Source organism: Photobacterium sp. CCB-ST2H9 (genome assembly GCF_023151555.2).
Taxonomy (GTDB): domain Bacteria; phylum Pseudomonadota; class Gammaproteobacteria; order Enterobacterales; family Vibrionaceae; genus Photobacterium.
The window spans coordinates 2,859,407-2,877,319 of the sequence record NZ_CP100425.1 but is presented as its reverse complement, the minus strand read 5'-3'; the positions used below and the strand labels follow the sequence as shown (position 1 = coordinate 2,877,319).

Annotated in this window: 13 protein-coding genes; 11 read left to right on the top strand and 2 right to left on the bottom strand. The window is 51.4% G+C overall.

Features of this window, described 5'->3' with window-relative positions; genetic code table 11:
• Positions 1–13: 13 nt before the first annotated feature.
• The 6 genes from carB (at position 14) to L4174_RS13215 (ending at position 9,956) form a co-directional block, all read left to right on the top strand.
• A complete protein-coding gene (gene carB, locus L4174_RS13240) occupies positions 14–3,244 on the top strand; it encodes a carbamoyl-phosphate synthase large subunit (RefSeq protein ID WP_248141334.1) in 3,231 nt (1,076 codons plus the stop codon).
• A 363-nt stretch (positions 3,245–3,607) separates the two neighbouring features.
• Complete coding sequence (locus L4174_RS13235; RefSeq protein WP_248141333.1) at positions 3,608–5,422, top strand: FAD-dependent oxidoreductase; 1,815 nt, start codon at positions 3,608–3,610, stop codon at positions 5,420–5,422.
• A gap of 9 nt (positions 5,423–5,431) precedes the next feature.
• A complete protein-coding gene (locus tag L4174_RS13230; RefSeq protein WP_248141332.1) occupies positions 5,432–6,016 on the top strand; it encodes a carboxymuconolactone decarboxylase family protein in 585 nt (194 codons plus the stop codon).
• Positions 6,017–6,116: 100 nt separating this feature from the next.
• Positions 6,117–7,568, top strand: coding sequence for a Dyp-type peroxidase (locus L4174_RS13225; RefSeq protein WP_248141331.1), 1,452 nt, complete (start codon positions 6,117–6,119; stop codon positions 7,566–7,568).
• A 10-nt stretch (positions 7,569–7,578) separates the two neighbouring features.
• Positions 7,579–9,369, top strand: coding sequence for a thiamine pyrophosphate-binding protein (locus L4174_RS13220; protein ID WP_248141330.1), 1,791 nt, complete (start codon positions 7,579–7,581; stop codon positions 9,367–9,369).
• A 41-nt stretch (positions 9,370–9,410) separates the two neighbouring features.
• Positions 9,411–9,956, top strand: coding sequence for a carboxymuconolactone decarboxylase family protein (locus L4174_RS13215; RefSeq protein WP_248141329.1), 546 nt, complete (start codon positions 9,411–9,413; stop codon positions 9,954–9,956).
• Between the two features lie 106 nt (positions 9,957–10,062).
• Here L4174_RS13215 and dacB read toward each other — a convergent pair whose 3' ends face one another.
• Positions 10,063–11,475 (bottom strand): serine-type D-Ala-D-Ala carboxypeptidase, encoded by a 1,413-nt coding sequence (dacB, locus tag L4174_RS13210; RefSeq protein WP_248141328.1) that lies wholly within the window; start codon positions 11,473–11,475, stop codon positions 10,063–10,065.
• Between the two features lie 353 nt (positions 11,476–11,828).
• On the opposite strand from dacB, the gene greA reads away from it, so the two are divergent.
• Entirely contained in the window at positions 11,829–12,302 is a 474-nt protein-coding gene (greA, locus tag L4174_RS13205) for a transcription elongation factor GreA (protein ID WP_248141327.1), read from the top strand.
• An 85-nt stretch (positions 12,303–12,387) separates the two neighbouring features.
• Here the strand turns inward: greA and yhbY are convergent, their stop codons facing one another.
• Positions 12,388–12,684, bottom strand: a complete 297-nt coding sequence (yhbY, locus tag L4174_RS13200) for a ribosome assembly RNA-binding protein YhbY (protein WP_248141326.1) — start codon at positions 12,682–12,684, stop codon at positions 12,388–12,390.
• A 179-nt stretch (positions 12,685–12,863) separates the two neighbouring features.
• Between yhbY and rlmE the strand changes: the two genes are divergently transcribed.
• From rlmE to glmM, 4 genes are all read left to right on the top strand, one after another.
• Complete coding sequence (rlmE, locus tag L4174_RS13195; RefSeq protein ID WP_248141325.1) at positions 12,864–13,493, top strand: 23S rRNA (uridine(2552)-2'-O)-methyltransferase RlmE; 630 nt, start codon at positions 12,864–12,866, stop codon at positions 13,491–13,493.
• 50 nt (positions 13,494–13,543) lie between these two features.
• The gene (gene ftsH / locus L4174_RS13190) at positions 13,544–15,508 is read left to right on the top strand and encodes an ATP-dependent zinc metalloprotease FtsH (protein ID WP_248141324.1); all 1,965 of its coding nucleotides are present in this window, start codon (positions 13,544–13,546) and stop codon (positions 15,506–15,508) included.
• Between the two features lie 125 nt (positions 15,509–15,633).
• A complete protein-coding gene (gene folP, locus L4174_RS13185; RefSeq protein WP_248141323.1) occupies positions 15,634–16,467 on the top strand; it encodes a dihydropteroate synthase in 834 nt (277 codons plus the stop codon).
• 20 nt (positions 16,468–16,487) lie between these two features.
• Positions 16,488–17,825 (top strand): phosphoglucosamine mutase, encoded by a 1,338-nt coding sequence (gene glmM / locus L4174_RS13180; RefSeq protein WP_248141322.1) that lies wholly within the window; start codon positions 16,488–16,490, stop codon positions 17,823–17,825.
• Positions 17,826–17,913: the final 88 nt, after the last annotated feature.

Sequence of the window (17,913 nt, the reverse complement as noted above, 5' to 3'; positions counted from 1 at the left end):
GAGTAGTAAAACGATGCCAAAACGTACTGACATACAAAGTGTTCTGATTCTGGGTGCCGGTCCAATCGTGATTGGTCAGGCCTGTGAGTTTGACTACTCAGGTGCTCAGGCCTGTAAAGCGCTGCGTGAAGAAGGCTACCGCGTCATTCTGGTGAACTCGAATCCGGCCACCATCATGACCGATCCGGAAATGGCGGACGCAACTTATATTGAGCCGATTCACTGGGAAGTTGTTCGTAAAATCATCGAAAAAGAACGTCCGGACGCGATACTGCCAACCATGGGCGGCCAGACTGCACTGAACTGTGCACTGGCGCTGGAAAAGCATGGCGTGCTGGAAGAGTTCGGCGTCGAGATGATTGGTGCGACTGCTGATGCTATCGACAAAGCAGAAGACCGTTCACGCTTTGATAAAGCGATGAAATCGATTGGTCTGGCGTGTCCGCGCGCAGATACAGCGAAAAACATGGAAGAAGCCTACAAAGTCCTCGATATGGTCGGCTTCCCTTGTATTATCCGTCCATCCTTCACCATGGGTGGTACCGGCGGTGGTATCGCTTATAACAAAGAAGAATTTGAAGAGATCTGCCGTCGCGGTCTGGATCTGTCACCAACCAATGAGCTGCTGATTGATGAGTCGCTGATTGGCTGGAAAGAATACGAGATGGAAGTGGTTCGTGATAAGAACGACAACTGCATCATCGTGTGTGCCATCGAAAACTTTGACCCGATGGGCATTCACACCGGTGACTCCATCACGGTTGCGCCGGCGCAGACTCTGACGGACAAAGAATACCAGCTGATGCGAAATGCATCTCTGGCTGTTCTGCGCGAAATCGGTGTAGAAACCGGTGGTTCCAACGTTCAGTTCGGGATTAACCCGAAAGATGGCCGGATGGTGATCATCGAGATGAACCCGCGTGTTTCCCGCTCGTCTGCACTGGCATCTAAAGCAACCGGCTTCCCGATTGCGAAAGTGGCAGCCAAACTGGCCATCGGCTTCACGCTGGATGAGCTGATGAACGACATCACCGGTGGTGCGACACCGGCTTCATTCGAGCCGACTATCGACTACGTTGTAACGAAGATTCCTCGCTTCAACTTTGAAAAATTTGCCGGCGCCAACGATCGCCTGACTACACAGATGAAGTCTGTGGGTGAAGTGATGGCTATTGGCCGTAACCAGCAGGAATCGCTGCAAAAAGCACTGCGCGGCCTGGAAGTCGGTGCCAATGGTTTCGATGAGATGGTCGATCTGGACGATCCCGAAGCGCTGACCAAGATCCGCCACGAGCTGAAAGAAGCTGGTGCTGAGCGTATCTGGTACATCGCGGATGCTTTCCGTGCCGGTCTGTCTGTTGATGGTGTTTTCAACCTGACGAACATCGACCGCTGGTTCCTGGTTCAGATTGAAGAGCTGGTGAAGCTGGAAGCCAAGGTGAAAGAAGGTGGTTTTGCCGGTTTGACGGGTGACTTCCTGCGTCAGCTGAAGCGTAAAGGTTTCTCCGATGCCCGTCTGGCAAAACTGCTGGGTGTGGCGGAACTGGAAATTCGTAAAGAGCGTGACCGCCACAACATCCACCCGGTTTATAAGCGTGTGGATACCTGTGCGGCTGAGTTCTCTTCTGATACTGCTTACATGTACTCATCTTACGATGAAGAGTGTGAAGCGAACCCGACTGATCGTGACAAGATCATGGTCCTGGGCGGTGGTCCGAACCGTATCGGTCAGGGAATTGAATTCGATTACTGTTGTGTGCACGCCTCTCTGGCACTGCGCGAAGACGGTTACGAAACCATTATGGTTAACTGTAACCCGGAGACTGTATCAACCGATTATGACACGTCAGACCGTCTGTACTTTGAACCGGTCACCCTGGAAGACGTACTGTCGATTGTTCGTGTTGAGAAACCAAAAGGTGTGATTGTTCAGTACGGTGGCCAGACGCCGCTGAAACTGGCCCGTGCACTGGAAGCAGCCGGTGTGCCGATTATCGGTACCAGCCCGGATGCAATTGACCGTGCAGAAGACCGTGAGCGTTTTCAGGCTGCTGTTGAGCGTCTTGGCCTGAAACAGCCTGAAAATGCGACCGTGACAACCATGGAGCAGGCGGTTGAGAAATCAAAAGAAATTGGTTTCCCGCTGGTGGTTCGTCCTTCGTATGTACTGGGTGGTCGTGCGATGGAAATCGTCTACGACGAAGCGGACCTGCGTCGTTACTTCAACGAAGCCGTGAGCGTATCGAACGAATCACCGGTACTGCTGGACCGTTTCCTGGATGACGCAACCGAAGTTGATGTCGATGCGATCTGCGACGGTGAGCGTGTTGTCATTGGCGGTATCATGGAGCATATCGAACAAGCGGGTGTTCACTCTGGTGACTCGGCGTGTTCGCTACCGGCTTATACCCTGAGCCAGGAAATTCAGGACGAAATGCGCCGTCAGGTAGAGAAGCTGGCATTCGAACTGGGTGTCCGCGGTCTGATGAATACGCAGTTTGCCGTGAAAGACAACGAAGTTTACCTGATTGAGGTGAACCCGCGTGCTGCGCGTACTGTACCTTTCGTTTCTAAAGCGACCGGTGCACCGCTGGCGAAAATTGCGGCACGTGTGATGGCCGGACAGTCACTGGAACAACAGGGCTTTACCAAGGAAATCATTCCGCCGTATTACTCAGTGAAAGAAGTGGTGCTGCCATTCAACAAGTTCCCGGGTGTTGACCCGCTGCTTGGTCCTGAAATGCGCTCTACCGGTGAAGTCATGGGGGTAGGCGATACCTTCGCCGAAGCCTTTGCAAAAGCTGAGCTGGGTTGTGGGAAGGAACACAGCCGTGAGAATGCGGGCCGTGCGCTGCTGTCTGTCCGTAACAACGACAAGCGTCGTGTGGTTGACCTGGCTGCCAAGCTGGTGAAACTGGGTTACGAGCTGGATGCGACGCATGGTACTGCGGTGATTCTGGGCGAAGCGGGCATTAACCCGCGTCTGGTGAACAAGGTGCATGAAGGCCGTCCTCACATTCTTGACCGAATCAAGAACAATGAGTACAGCTACATCATCAACACCGCGGAAGGCCGTCAGGCGATTGAAGACTCAAAAGTCCTGCGCCGTGGTGCGCTTGCTGAGAAGGTAAACTACACCACAACGCTGAATGCTGCTTTTGCAACCTGTATGGCACTGACTGCTGATGACCGTCACACGGTGACTTCAGTTCAGGAACTGCATGCGCGTTTAAATCAAGACTAATCAGAAGATGCAGTGTTGCATTGGATGACAGACTGAGAATGGCCCCGGCATAAGTCGGGGCTATTTTTTTTGACGCCAGGATCACCCCCGGAATCAGGCACTGATCAATCTTGTTCAGTCATGATCGTATTAATAGTCAAAACCGAATATTTGCATCGTTCCACAATGTAAATGAGAGGGAGGTTAGACTTTCTTTGCTCCATGCCGCCTTTTTTTGTATCTGAATCAATCTGACCTAGTTTTGAACACAGTAAGCAGTTTTCTCCGGCTGGCTTTTCAGAAGTCAGTCCGTCTTGCACTGTGCCGCCTTGTTTCATCATTGAGGGGAGAGGCAGGCAACACATACAAAAATAAGGGATGGTTATGTCAGAGGTCAGCTTCTTAGAGGATGAATTTCACGGTCTGTTACCTTATGAGCAGGATGAAGTTGCTCAATCTTATATGGCCTGTCTGAAAAATGGATTACCGGAAAGTCAGACCGAGCCGAAAGATATCCTGATTATCGGTTGTGGGATTGCGGGAATGGTCTCCGCTGCGCTGTTACGCAAAGCAGGCCACAAAGTCACGATTGTCGAGGCCAATACCCGGGTTGGCGGCCGGATCCGAACCTTTCGGAACTCACCTCAGAAACGTTATTTTGAAGATGATCATCTGTCTGCTGAGGCCGGAGCCATGCGTATTCCGGACAAGCACAAGCTGGTGCAGTATCTGATTGATTACACGGGCGTTGAGAAACAACTTTTCCTGAATAAAAGTGTTTCGAGAAAAGATGCGTTGTCCGAAAAAATTCAGCATCCGAACCGGGATGCACAGGGCAATGTTGATTTGTCTGATCTTGCAGCAACCGGAAATAACCTCGTTCATGTGAATCGTCGTCATGTTTTGCAGAAAAATTATGAACATGAAGGTTCCGATATCAATGAATTGTTGAATTACGATCTGAAGGCGCGGGAAAAATACTCAACGGCATCTGAATTACTGGAAAAAGCCATTGGCGATCTGGTGAATCAAGTTCAGGCCGACCCGAAAACAGCATGGCCCAAAATTATTGAGCAATACGGCGAGTATTCCATGCGGCGGTTCCTGAAAGAGGCAATTGTCGAACTCAGCGGGGAGGAACACTTGTCGGAAAATGCGCTGGAGATGATTGGCGTCATAGAGAATCTTGAATCCCGAATGTCCTATTCCTTCATCCAGAGTTTTATTGAACTGGCCATTATCCGTCCCGACACGGCTTTCTGGTTGATTAAAGGCGGTACCGATAAATTTACCCAGGCATTTTATGAGAAAGAAAACCTGGACGATGTCACTTACCTCAATCAGACCGTCAATGAACTGTATCTGTGTGAGACAACCGGAAAAGTCAGAATTAGAACCGAAGTGTCGCACGATATTGAATCCCGTCTCGAGCAGGATACCGCCATTGCCAGGCTGCTGTCTGAGCGCAGTTGGGATGAAGCCATCGTCACCATTCCGTTTTCCAGTTTCCGCATGGTTCAGGTCTGGCCGGAAATCAGTCAGGAGAAACGAAAAGCGGTGCGTGAACTCCATTACGATGCCGCCACGAAAGTGCTGCTTGAGTTCAGGGAGCGATTCTGGGAAACCAGAAATGATATTTATGGCGGCGGCTCCGTGACCGATTTGCCCAACCGTTTCATGTATTACCCGAGTGAGCGGATGGGCTCCAGCAAAGGCGGTGTGATGCTGGCGAGTTATTCCTGGGCGGACGATGCGCGGAAGTGGGATTCCATGTCTGATTACGAACGCTACTGTTACGCCCTCAATAATGTCGCGATCGTCCATGCGGATCATGAACCGGGCGCAGATTACGCCATCAGGGAAGCGGCCCAGCAGAAAATCCGGGATCTCTGCGTGTTTGATCCGAATAAATACAGAGATGACCAGGACAATATCGTCGGCGCTGCGACCGTGAGCTGGATGAATGATCCCTACGCTTTTGGTGAAGCGGCAATTTTCTATCCGGGTCAGCTGAATTTGCTTCATAAAGCCATTATCCGGTCGGAATGGCCGAGCACGGAAACCGGTAAAGCGCGGCTTCATTTTGCCGGAGAGCATGCCTCACTCAAGCATGCCTGGATTGAGGGGGCTATTGAATCAGCAGTCAATGCAGCATTGCTGGTCAATGAAAATGAGCTGCCGACACTGAAGCATGTTTAAGGTGGTGGTATGACACGACTTCCTTATCTCGATGATTCGGCAGGCTTATCCGCCGAAACGCTGGCAGCCTATGAGCATATTGCGGCCAGTAGAGGGCATGTCTCCGGCGTGTTTGCTTTGCTTTTAAATTCACCGAAGGCGGCAGAACTGGTGGCCGATCTCGGGGCATTTTTGCGCTTTGATTCCTGTCTGAACCCCGGGGTGAAAGAGTTGGTCATTCTGACGGCACTGAGTGAAAACGCCTGTCAGTTTGAATGGGGATTTCATGAAAAATTTGCCCGGAAAGCAGGCGTATCGCCGCAGGTGATTGAGATGATTCGCAACCGGCGCTTACCGGACAATGAACCTGAAGTCAGTCAAAACGAGCGGGATTTGGTGACCTATGTTCGGCATTTGCTGGTGCGTAAACGGGTCAGTGATGCGCTGTTCGGGGGCATTCAGGCCAGATTCAGCGCTCAGGAAATCACTGAAATCACCTTAACTGCCGGTTATTACGCCATGGTTGCCAGTTTGCTGAATATCGGAAACATTCAGGCCGCGCCGGGCAATCCGACCTTACCTGAACCGGATACGTTCAGCGCGCATCCGGAGTGATTGTGTTGATACCCAGCCGATGTGGACCGCATCGGCTTCTTTTTTGCTGTCTCTGATTTGGCGAAAGCTGAGTGGTATCAGACATACGGGGAGATGAGCAATGTCAGTGAATTTAAATCAGACCAATATTGACTTAGACGATCCGAATTTTCAGACCGTTTTCGCTAATTTACAGGGCAATATTCTGAAAGGGCATGGCCGGGATTATGCGCGCCATGTTTTTTTCTGCCTGGGGCAGGATGAAGTTGCAAACCGGCGCTGGGTACGGCAGATGTCGGAAAAAGTGACGTCAATGCTTGAACAGGGGCGGCAGCATCAGGCATTCAAACAATTTGGCAAGCAGGATCATCTGTTCGTGAACCTGATGCTGAGCGCGACCGGGTATCGCAAGCTTGGCATTCCCCGCGAGCAATGGCCGGATGATTCAGCGTTTCTCGCCGGAATGAAAGACTTAGACCAGTCTTATGACACCTCGCCGCGCGGTAATCACAAGCCGACGGCCAATCCGCTCAATGATGATCTGTCTCAGTGGGAACCGGCATTTTCTCAGGACATGGACGGAATGCTGATTTTTGCGCTCAGCGGACAGTCGGATGATGTTGAAAAGACCCTGAACGATTTAGTGCGGGAAATGAAAGACTCCCTCAATGGCATCGGGCATATCGTTGTGGTGCAGCACGGGCATGTCATGCGAAATGACAAGCAGCAAGTGATTGAGCATTTTGGTTTTACCGATGGCGTGAGTAATCCTAAGTTTCTTTTTTCCGAGCTCACGGAAGAATTCCGCAATGGCGGGTACCGCAACAATGATCCCAGTGCGCCGCTGAACCTGGTGATGGTGCCGGACCCGGGCGGGGATCACGCCAGTTTTGGTACCTACGTTGTGTACCGGAAGTTGCAGCAAAATATCAAAGGGTTCTGGCAGCGGGCGGATATGCTTGCCAATACGTTGTCTGAGAATACCGGCCGGACCATTTCGGCGAAATATGCCGGTGCCCTGTGTGTCGGGCGATTTCAGGATGGGACGCCGATCAGCGAGCAGTCCGGAGACGGCTGGACCAATCTGTTTAATAATTTCAACTTTAATGATGATGCTGGTGGGCTGAAGTGCCCGCTGCATGCTCATGTCAGAAAAACCAACCCCAGAGGCGATACGGTGCGCCAGTTCAATTCGCCACCCACCATTGAGCGGAGCCGCCGCATTGTTCGCAGGGGCATCAGTTTCGGTGAGGCTGAGTTGCAACCGTCGCAGGAGTGGACCGAGGCCGGTCTGCTGTTCCTGAGTTTTCAGGCCAGTATTGTCGATCAGTTTATTTTCATGCAGCACACCTGGTGCAATAACGAAGATTTTCTGCATGGCGACGTGGGATTGGACCCTTTAGTCGGACAACTGAAAGAGAATGAGTCCCCGAAACCGCAATCCTGGTCAAAAGGTTGGGGAAGCCCGACAGCAGAACAGGTTTCCTTCAGTTTTTCCGGGTTTGTCCGGATGAAGGGGGGCGAATACTTCTTTATGCCCAGTCTTCATTTTCTGAAAAACTTACCGGTGTGACGGAGGCCAGATGCAAAACGAACAGCAGAAAATCCCCGTCGCAAAGTATGTCCTCAATACGATCCGGGCGAATGGGGTCGACCATGTCTTTATGGTACCTGGTGGAGTGATTGACCCGTTCCTGAATCAGTTTGGGACGGGCAAAGAGGATGTGAAGGCCATCGTGGCAGCGAGTGAAGCCGGTGCTGCTTATATGGCTGATGGTTATGCCAGAGCCAGTGGCCAGTTTGGCGTGTGTATGGGGATTGGCGGTCCGGGGACGGCCAATATGATTGGCCCTCTGGCAGCGGCCTGCACCGATGAGTCGCCTGTGCTGGTGCTGGCCGGTGAAGTGCCGACCGAATGGAGTGGCCGGGGCGGTTTTCAGGATGCCAGTGAAGCCGGATTAAATGATGTCCGGATGCTGAGTTCGGTCACGGAAATGGCGATGAAAGTCCCGGAAGCACCGATGGTACCGCATTTGCTGGACCGAGCGCTCAGAACCATGCTGGGGCAGGAGTTCAAACCCGTGAGTCTGAGTTTTCCGAAACAAATTCAGACCCAGGATATCGACACTCAGGCCCATCCGGTCGCAGCTTTGCAAGAAGCGACCCGTACACCCCGGGCTCTGGACTTGGCCGGGGCCGAAATGCTCTGTCAGGGATTGATTCAGGCGAGTCAGGCAGGCATGGCGAATATCACGATTTTAGTGGGCAGCGGCGCCGTCCGGTCGGAAGCGACTCAGGCGCTCATCCAGTTTGCAGAAAGGTATCAGATCCCGGTTGCCACCACGCTGAAAGCCAAAGGGGTGTTTCCGGAAAATCATCCGTTATCCCTGGGGGTGTTTGGTTATTCAGGAACGCGGCATTCGACACTGGCATTGCTGCATCAGCATGCCTCGGAAGCCTCCGCCCAACCGGCGGAGGGGAACCAATTGCTGCTCGTGCTGGGTTCGAGCATGAATCAGCGGGATACCATGCGCTGGGATCAAGGGTTGCAGCCAGAGGCCGGGATCTATCAGGTTGATCTCGATATCAGCATGTTTGGAAAGAACTTTCCGGTCGATGTGCCGGTTCAGGGGGATGTGACCGCTGTTTTAAAATGGCTGCTGGCGAAAGAACAGGAAACACGGCTGCTGCCACTGCGGGAAATGAATCAGCAACGTCATCAGTGGCTGACATCCATTGTCTCTCAGCCCCGCTTTTATGAACCGGAATATTTAACCAGTGACGCGAGCCCCATGAACCCGGCCCGGGTGATCGCTGAGCTCCAGAAAGTCGCGCCGGAAGATACTGTGATCATTGGTGACTCCGGTGCCCACCGGGCATTTGCCGGACATTACTGGCAGTCACATGGTCCAAGACAGTATCTGACCGCGACGGCGCTTGCCCCCATGGGGTGGGCGATTCCGGCAGGTGTTGGAGCCAAGGTTGCCAATCCGGACCATCCGTGTGTTGTGATCACGGGGGATGGCTGCATGCTGATGAATGGGATAGAAATTCAGACGGCAGCCCGTCATCAGCTGCCATTGATAGTTCTGGTGATCAATAACAGTGCTTTGGGGAACGTTTTTCTCCGGGCTGAAACGGCTAATGCAAAGGAACTGACATCCCTGAGTACGCACGACTGGGCGGCATTTTCCCGCTCATTAGGGGGCGAAGGCATTGTGGTTGAACACCCGGGGGAACTGGCAAATGCCTTTGAGCAGGCTTTTGCAGCCCAAGGGCCTTTCGTGATTGATGCGCGGTGCGACCCGAACATTCCGACGCCCGTCAACCCGTGGCGGCAGGAACTGGACCATCCTGATTGGGCGGAAGCCTGATATTTGCCCCGACATTTGTTTCGCAGGAAACGGAGAACAACATGGCGAAGCTACCGCTGATAGAAAGAGCTGATCTGGATGCACAGGGAAAGGCTATCTACGATACTCTGATTGGCCCCCGGGACGGATTATCCGGAATGTACCGAACTTTAATGAATCATCCGGCTCTGGCGCAGCATCTGGGAGTGCTTGGAACCTATGTTCGCTATCAAAGTGAACTGTCCGGTGATATCCGGGAGTTGGGCATACTTGCCACGGCACGTTGTCTGGGAGCACCGTTCGTGTGGGAAAAGCATATTGCGCCCGCAGAGCGTGCCGGATTACCCGGCCATGTGATTCAGCAGATCCTGGAAGGCGATGTGGCGACAGCTGAGATGAAACCTGTTTATCTTTATGTCTGGCAGGTTGCTCAGGATGTGGTGTATCAACGAAGTATTGCAGAGAAAACACAGCAGGCACTGATTGAAGAAATCGGTGTGAAAGGGTTGCTGGATTTAGTGATTGCCTGTGGCATGTACCGTATGATTTCTGCCGTGGTGTTCTCATTTGATGTGCCGTTACCGGAATCCGGTGAACCGCCTTTCTGAGGACAGGCGATGAAGCAACCTGATGAAAAGGGTTGTCCAGCGCCCAAATGCCAGGCAGCCACTCGGTTTTCCTGAGTGGCTGCTTACTTACAGACTTTTTTATGTTCTAAAAGGCATTGTACAGTTCGGTATAGAGCTTGCGCTCGAATTGGGTAATCTCCGAATCAACGGCCGGGGCATTGTCCGGTTTTTCAGGCGGCAGATAGTTGGTAACAAACTGGACCACCAGGAAGGGTTTGCCGGATTTGCTCGTCATGACACCAACCAGGTTAAAGGTGCCATACAACGAACCGGATTTTGCGGCCAGGTGCTGTTTTATCGGTTCCTGCCGGACACTCTGGCGATAACGCAGCGTGCCGGTTAATCCGGCAACCGGTAGATCTTTCATCAGTCCGAGGTTGTCATCATGCTGATAGATGTAAGTGATCACTTTCATCATGTCGCTGGCCATAATCCGGTTGTCCCGTGATAAACCTGAACCATCAGCCAGAACCGCCAGACTCAGATCAATCCCGGTATGTTCCCCGATAATCGCCTTAATGGCCTCAGTACCATTGCGGAAACTGCCGGGTTGTTCGTAGTAGCGCTGTCCCAGGGTTTTGGCCAGGTTGTCGGCGATCAGGTTATCTGAATCTTCCAGCATCACCTGGAGCAGGGCTGGCAGTTTTTCTGAGTGGTGGGTGACAAGGACTTCGCCGTGCGAAGTGTCGTTGCGGATGATGTCGCCTTTGAGGCTGATTCCGGCTCGTTCCAGTTCCAGTTGCAGGACGCTTCGAACATAGGCTTCTGTATCGACCACCGCGAAATTCAGCGGCAATGGTTTATCCCGCTGTGGCAGACAGCCGCTGAGCTGGTAGTGGTTGCCAGGGCGGGTCTGAAGTTCCAGAGTACAGAATTCCACTTGTTGCTGGGATTTGCTGACGACTTTCGCCAGACTGGTCGCGGTAATCGGCTGGTGGGATGGTATGTGCAGCCGGGTGATTTGGCCCAGTGATTGATCGCTGTAAAGGGCTGCCTGAACGCAGTTGTGTTCCAGCGTGATGCTGCTGGAAGGCGCGCTGTAGCAGACTCCCAGGCTGTCCCAGGGCCATCCTGGCGCCTGCTCATAGCCAGTGAACTGGCTGCCGTTGAGATAAATATTTCCGGTGATACGACGAATCCCTTTAGTTTTCAGCTGTTTCAGTATCGCAGCCAGATCGTTGCGGGACAGGGTCGGATCACCGCTGAATCTGAAGATCAAATCCTGACCCTGTTGTTCAACCCGGGTAGTAAACCGAAAATCGTTGCCCAGATATAATTTGGCAGCGAGAGCCGTCAGCAATTTTTGGGTGCTGGCTGGGGCCTGCAGCTGTTCGGCACGCTGGCTGAAGACAGTTTTCCCGCTTGCCGGATCTGTAATGATTAAAGCCAGATCGTGACCCTGGGGTAAAGCTTCAATGGCGGTGCGGGGAGTAAAATCGGCCCAGACCGGATGACTGAATGCGAGTGAAGCTAATAAAAAGCCTGTTATTTTTTTCATCTTGGTTGAGCTATTGAGAAATTGAACTGGGAATCATAGGAAGTAAGAGGGGCAGGCCGCAATAAAAGTTCGTTAATATCTTGCAAGAACTGACCAGTTGTCGAGAAAGCAATCAAAGAAAGATTGGCAGATTCAGGCTTGTTGTGCCGAGCGCGACACAGAAAAAGTGACTTTTACGAAGTCTTCGCCAGAACCGCGATACAGAGGTTGCATCCGGGGCAGAGTATTAGGTATCTTGTGAGGCAGAAAAGCAGTTTCTTCTATTCATGTGTTAGCCCAGACTTGTGCTGGGCTGGCTTTTTTTTGTCCGAAAAGCAATCCCGCTTTTCTGGCGTTTCGAGGTAGATAATTTTATGGAAAAGATCCCAATGACAGTCCGCGGCGAACAGCAGCTGCGTCAAGAGCTGGACGCCTTGATGAAACGTCGTCCACTGATTTCTGAGGCCATCGCTGAAGCTCGTGAGCTGGGCGATCTGAAAGAAAATGCTGAATACCATGCTGCTCGAGAAGAGCAGGGGATCTGCGAAGCCCAGATTCGTGATATCGAATATAAACTGTCTGTGGCTCAGGTGATTGATGTCACCAAGATGACAAACCACGGTAAAGTCATTTTTGGCGCGACCGTAACTCTGTTTGACGTCAATACAGATGAGGAAGTGACTTACTGTATCGTTGGTGATGACGAAGCCAATATTAAACGTGGTCTGATTTCTGTGAATTCACCAATTGCCCGTGGCTTAATCGGCAAACAGGAAGGCGACGAAGTCAGTATTGTGACCCCAGGCGGCAATAAAGAGTTCGAGATCGAGAAGGTCGAGTACATTTAAGGAGCAGGGCCGGCAGGTTTATTGTTAAGAAATGTAACAGTTACCGGGCCTTGAGTGATAAAAAAGGCCGCATTGGCGGCCTTTTTTATTTGCGCGGAAGTTCGATTTTACGATCTTCAGACTGACGGTACAGCACCAGAATATTACCGATGACCTGTACTTTTTCCGCCTGAGTTTCACGAACAATCGCTTCGATGATCAGTTGCTTGGTTTCACGTTCTTCAGCAGCAACTTTGACTTTGATCAGCTCGTGATGGCCCAGGGCCAGTTCGATTTCTGACAGCACGGCTTCAGTCAGGCCGTTTGCCCCCATCAGGACAACTGGCTTCAGGCTGTGAGCAAGGCCTTTGAGGTATTGCTTCTGTTTGGTGCTTAGATTCATGGTGACTCAATATCTATAACAAGGGTTGAAAACAGGGTATTCTAACGCCATCTAGTCAATATGACTAACGTTGTTTCGTTACGCTGGTGTTCCTGCCAACTCTGGGCCACAGTAAAAGTAGTACAGCGGAACCAGAACGGGAACTATCGGTCGCTGAGTGTAATCGCATTGGGTAATGCATGAGTAAAAAGAAACATTCAGCCAGCTCCGGACGCTGGCTGAAAGAACATTTTGATGATAAGTATGTCCTGGAAGCTCAAAAGAAGGGCTTTCGCTCCCGAGCTATTTTTAAACTGGAGGAAATCCAGAACAAAGATAAGTTGTTAAAACCGGGAATGACTGTGGTTGACCTGGGTGCTGCCCCTGGTGGTTGGTCACAGTACGCAGCTGACGTCGTCGGAGATACCGGGCAGGTAATTGCCTGTGATATCCTGCCGATGGACTCCTTACCCGGGGTCAGTTTCCTGCAGGGTGACTTCCGTGAAGAAGCAGTGCTGGATGCATTACTTGAGCGGATTCAGCCGGATATGGTTGATGTTGTCCTGTCTGATATGGCCCCCAACATGAGCGGAAACCTAGCCTCGGATCAACCTAGAGCAATGTATCTTGTTGAACTAGCATTAGATATGTGCAGGCAGGTACTTGCACCGAATGGAAGCTTTGCAGTAAAAGTCTTTCAGGGTGAGGGCTTTGATCAGTATCTGGCCGAAGTGCGCAGTATGTTCAAGGTGGTCAAAATCCGTAAACCAGACTCATCCAGGGATCGTTCCCGGGAAGTCTATATTGTGGCTACAGGTTATAAACTGTAGTACTCTACATTCATCTTTAAAGTTATCGCGAGGTTAACACCTTGAGTGACATGGCAAAAAACTTGATTTTGTGGTTAGTCATCGCCGTGGTGCTGATGTCTGTTTTTCAGAGCTTCGGTCCGGGAGATAGTGCTGGCCGTCAAGTCGACTATACGACTTTTGTCCGGGAAATCGGTCAGGATCAGATTAGGGAAGTACGATTCAATGATCGTGAGATCACGGTGTTCAAGCGTGATAACACCCGTTATGTGACTTACTTGCCTGTCCTGAACGACCAGAAATTGCTGGACGACTTGATCAATGCAAATGTGAAAGTGGTTGGGACACCACCGGAAGAACCAAGTCTGCTGGCTTCTATCTTTATTTCATGGTTCCCGATGCTGTTGCTGATCGGGGTATGGATATTCTTTATGCGCCAGATGCAGGGCGGCGGTGGCAAAGGCGCCATGTCGTTCGGTAAATCCAAAGCGCGCATGATGAGTGAAGATCAAATTAAAACGACCTTCAACGACGTTGCTGGCTGTGATGAAGCCAAAGAAGACGTGAAAGAGCTGGTCGATTACCTGCGTGATCCAAGTCGTTTCCAGAAACTGGGCGGTAAAATTCCGACAGGTGTTCTGATGGTTGGTCCTCCGGGTACAGGTAAAACCCTGTTGGCGAAAGCCATCGCAGGTGAAGCGAAAGTGCCTTTCTTTACCATCTCCGGTTCTGACTTCGTTGAAATGTTTGTCGGTGTGGGTGCATCCCGTGTCCGTGACATGTTTGATCAGGCGAAGAAAGCGGCGCCTTGTATTATCTTCATCGATGAGATTGATGCCGTAGGTCGTCAGCGTGGTGCCGGTGTGGGTGGTGGTCACGATGAACGTGAACAGACCCTGAACCAGATGCTGGTTGAAATGGATGGTTTCGAAGGCCACGAAGGTATCATCGTGATCGCTGCAACGAACCGTCCTGATGTTCTGGACCCGGCACTGTTGCGTCCTGGCCGTTTTGACCGTCAGGTCGTTGTGGGTCTCCCGGATGTCCGTGGCCGTGAGCAAATCCTGAAAGTGCATATGCGTAAAGTGCCACTGGATGGTGATGTTGAACCGTCTCTGATTGCCCGTGGTACACCTGGCTTCTCTGGTGCTGATCTGGCAAACCTGGTGAACGAAGCTGCATTGTTTGCTGCACGTGGTAACAAACGTACAGTATCAATGGTGGAATTCGAACTGGCGAAAGACAAAATCATGATGGGCGCAGAGCGTAAATCGATGGTGATGTCTGAAGAACAGAAAGAATCAACGGCTTACCATGAAGCAGGTCATGCCATTATTGGTCGTCTGGTTCCGGATCATGACCCGGTTTATAAGGTATCGATCATTCCGCGCGGCCGTGCGTTGGGTGTGACCATGTACCTGCCTGAGCAGGATCGTGTCAGCCACTCGAAAGAATATCTGGAGTCTATGATTTCCAGCCTGTACGGTGGCCGTCTTGCCGAAGAACTGATCTACGGGGTAGAGAAAGTGTCAACGGGTGCGTCAAACGATATCGAGCGAGCAACAGACATTGCACGTAAGATGGTGACGCAGTGGGGCTTCTCAGAAAAACTGGGTCCGCTGCTGTATGCAGAAGATGAAGGCGAAGTTTTCCTGGGTCGTTCTGTGACCAAGACCAAGCACATGTCTGATGATACGGCACGTGCCATTGATGAAGAAGTGCGTGCCATTATCGATCGTAACTATGAGCGTGCCAGAGAGATTCTGGTCGGCAACATGGATATTCTTCATTCAATGAAAGATGCATTGATGAAATATGAAACCATTGATGCAGGCCAGCTGGATGATCTGATGGGACGTAAGTCTGAGATTCGTGCGCCCAAAGGCTGGGGTGATAAAGACGACACACTGAAAGCTGATACGCTGGAAAGCGAGAAACCAGCAAGTGTTGACTTTAAAGATGCTGACAAACCAGCTGAGAAACCTGAGCAGGTACAGCCGCATCACAGTGAAGAAAATGATAAACCGCAGGCATAATGTCTGACGGTGAGTCCAAAACCCCGGGGTAACTCGGGGTTTTTTGTTTCTGCGCCACAATGTCTATGGAAATCTGTGAGCCCGTGCTGTTGCCGCCGGGCTTATTCTGTCAGGAGTGATGAACCTTGTTACTGAAAAGCAAAGAGAAAATACTGGATCTTTCTTACCCGCATACCATGGGTATACTGAACTTCACGCCGGATTCTTTTTCTGATGGTGGCCAGTTTAATCAATTAGACAGTGCACTGCGTCATGTGGAAGAGATGCTGGCAGTCGGAACCAGTTTTATTGATATTGGGGGTGAATCGACGCGTCCGGGAGCTGCTGAAGTTTCTGTGCAGGAAGAGCTCGAACGTGTGGTGCCTGTAGTAGAAGCCATCCGTCAGCGTTTTGATTGCTGGATCTCAGTCGATACCAGTAAAGCTGAAGTGATGACGGAGTCGGTAAAAGCGGGCGCTGATCTGATCAATGATATCCGTGCACTGCGTGAGCCTGGTGCCATGGCAGCTGCAGCGAAAGCAGGGGTACCAATTTGCTTAATGCATATGCAGGGGCAACCGCGTACAATGCAGCAGCAACCACACTATGATGATCTGTTCGCAGATGTGGAAGATTTTCTTGCAGAGCGAATTCAGGCCTGCGAAGCGGCTGGTATCCATCGCGAACAGCTGATCTTGGATCCGGGATTTGGCTTTGGTAAAAGCCTGGAACATAACTATCAGTTGCTGGCACATTTGGAAAAATTTCACCGGTTTGGATTACCACTGCTGGTTGGGATGTCCAGAAAGTCCATGATCTGTAAACAATTAAATAAATCGCCTGCAGAAGCGTTGTCCGGGAGCTTGGCTTGTGCATCCATTGCCGCAATGAAGGGAGCTCAGATTATTCGGGTTCATGATACGCGTGAAACGCAGGATGTACTGGCGATCTGTCGCATGACGCTGGAACAGGCAAAATAAAGAGCTAGGAGCTATTTTTCATGGCTGAACGTAAATATTTCGGCACCGACGGTGTCCGTGGCCGTGTTGGCCAGTCACCGATCACCCCTGAGTTTGTACTGAAACTGGGCTGGGCTGCCGGACGGGTGCTGTCTCAGCAAGGCACCAAAAAAGTGATTATCGGTAAAGACACCCGGATTTCAGGTTATATGCTGGAATCAGCGTTGGAAGCGGGTTTGGCGGCTGCCGGATTACAGGCTGCTTTTACCGGTCCGATGCCAACCCCGGCGGTAGCTTATCTGACGCGCACTTTTCGTGCAGAAGCTGGTATTGTCATTTCTGCATCACACAACCCTTATTATGATAACGGGATTAAGTTTTTCTCTTCTGAAGGCACGAAACTGCCAGATGAAGTTGAAGCTGCAATTGAAGCGGAACTGGATAAAGAACTGGTGTGCGTTGAATCAGCCAGTTTGGGAAAAGCAACGCGAATCAACGACGCTGCCGGTCGTTACATCGAGTTCTGTAAAGGAACGTTCCCGTCACACCTGAGCCTTGCGGGCTACAAAATTATTGTGGACTGTGCACATGGAGCAACGTATCACATTGCCCCGAATGTCTTCCGTGAACTGGGCGCAGAAGTTGTAACGATTGGTTGTGCACCTGACGGGATCAACATTAACGCTGAGGTTGGTGCGACGGATGTCCGTGCGTTGCAGGCGAAAGTAGTTGAGGAAAAAGCTCATTTCGGGATTGCGCTGGATGGCGACGGTGACCGTGTCATCATGGTCGATGGTGAAGGCAACAAAGTTGACGGTGATCAGATTGCCTACATTATTGCCCGTCACGCGCAGCGTCGTGGTGAATTGAAAGGCGGCGTGGTTGGTACCCTGATGACCAACCTGGGCATGGAGCTGGCGTTAAAATCGCTGGATATTCCGTTTGTTCGTGCGAAAGTCGGCGACCGTTATGTGATGGAAGAGCTGATCAAGAACAACTGGAATATCGGTGCAGAGAACTCTGGCCATGTCATTGTACTGGATAAGGTGACGACGGGTGATGGTATTGTGGCCGGATTGCAGGTCATGGAAGCGATGGTCAGCAGCCAGCAGTCGCTGAAGCAACTGTGTGAAGGTCTGACAATGTTCCCTCAGGTACTGGAGAATGTCCGGTTCTCAGGAGAGACCAACCCGCTGGAATCTGATGTGGTACTTGCCGCTCAAAAAGCTGCTGAAGCCAAGCTGGGTGAACGTGGCCGGGTTCTGCTGCGTAAATCAGGTACTGAGCCGTTGATCCGAGTGATGGTTGAAGGTGAAGACGATGCGCTGGTGCGCGAATCTGCATTGGCGATTGCACAGGCAGTGAAAGACAACTGCTAAGATGCTGCTCTGAAAGGGATTCCGGCCAGCAGAGGCTGAGCCGGAGTCCTGAACTGCAAAACTGATTATTTCTTGCCCAAGCAATTCA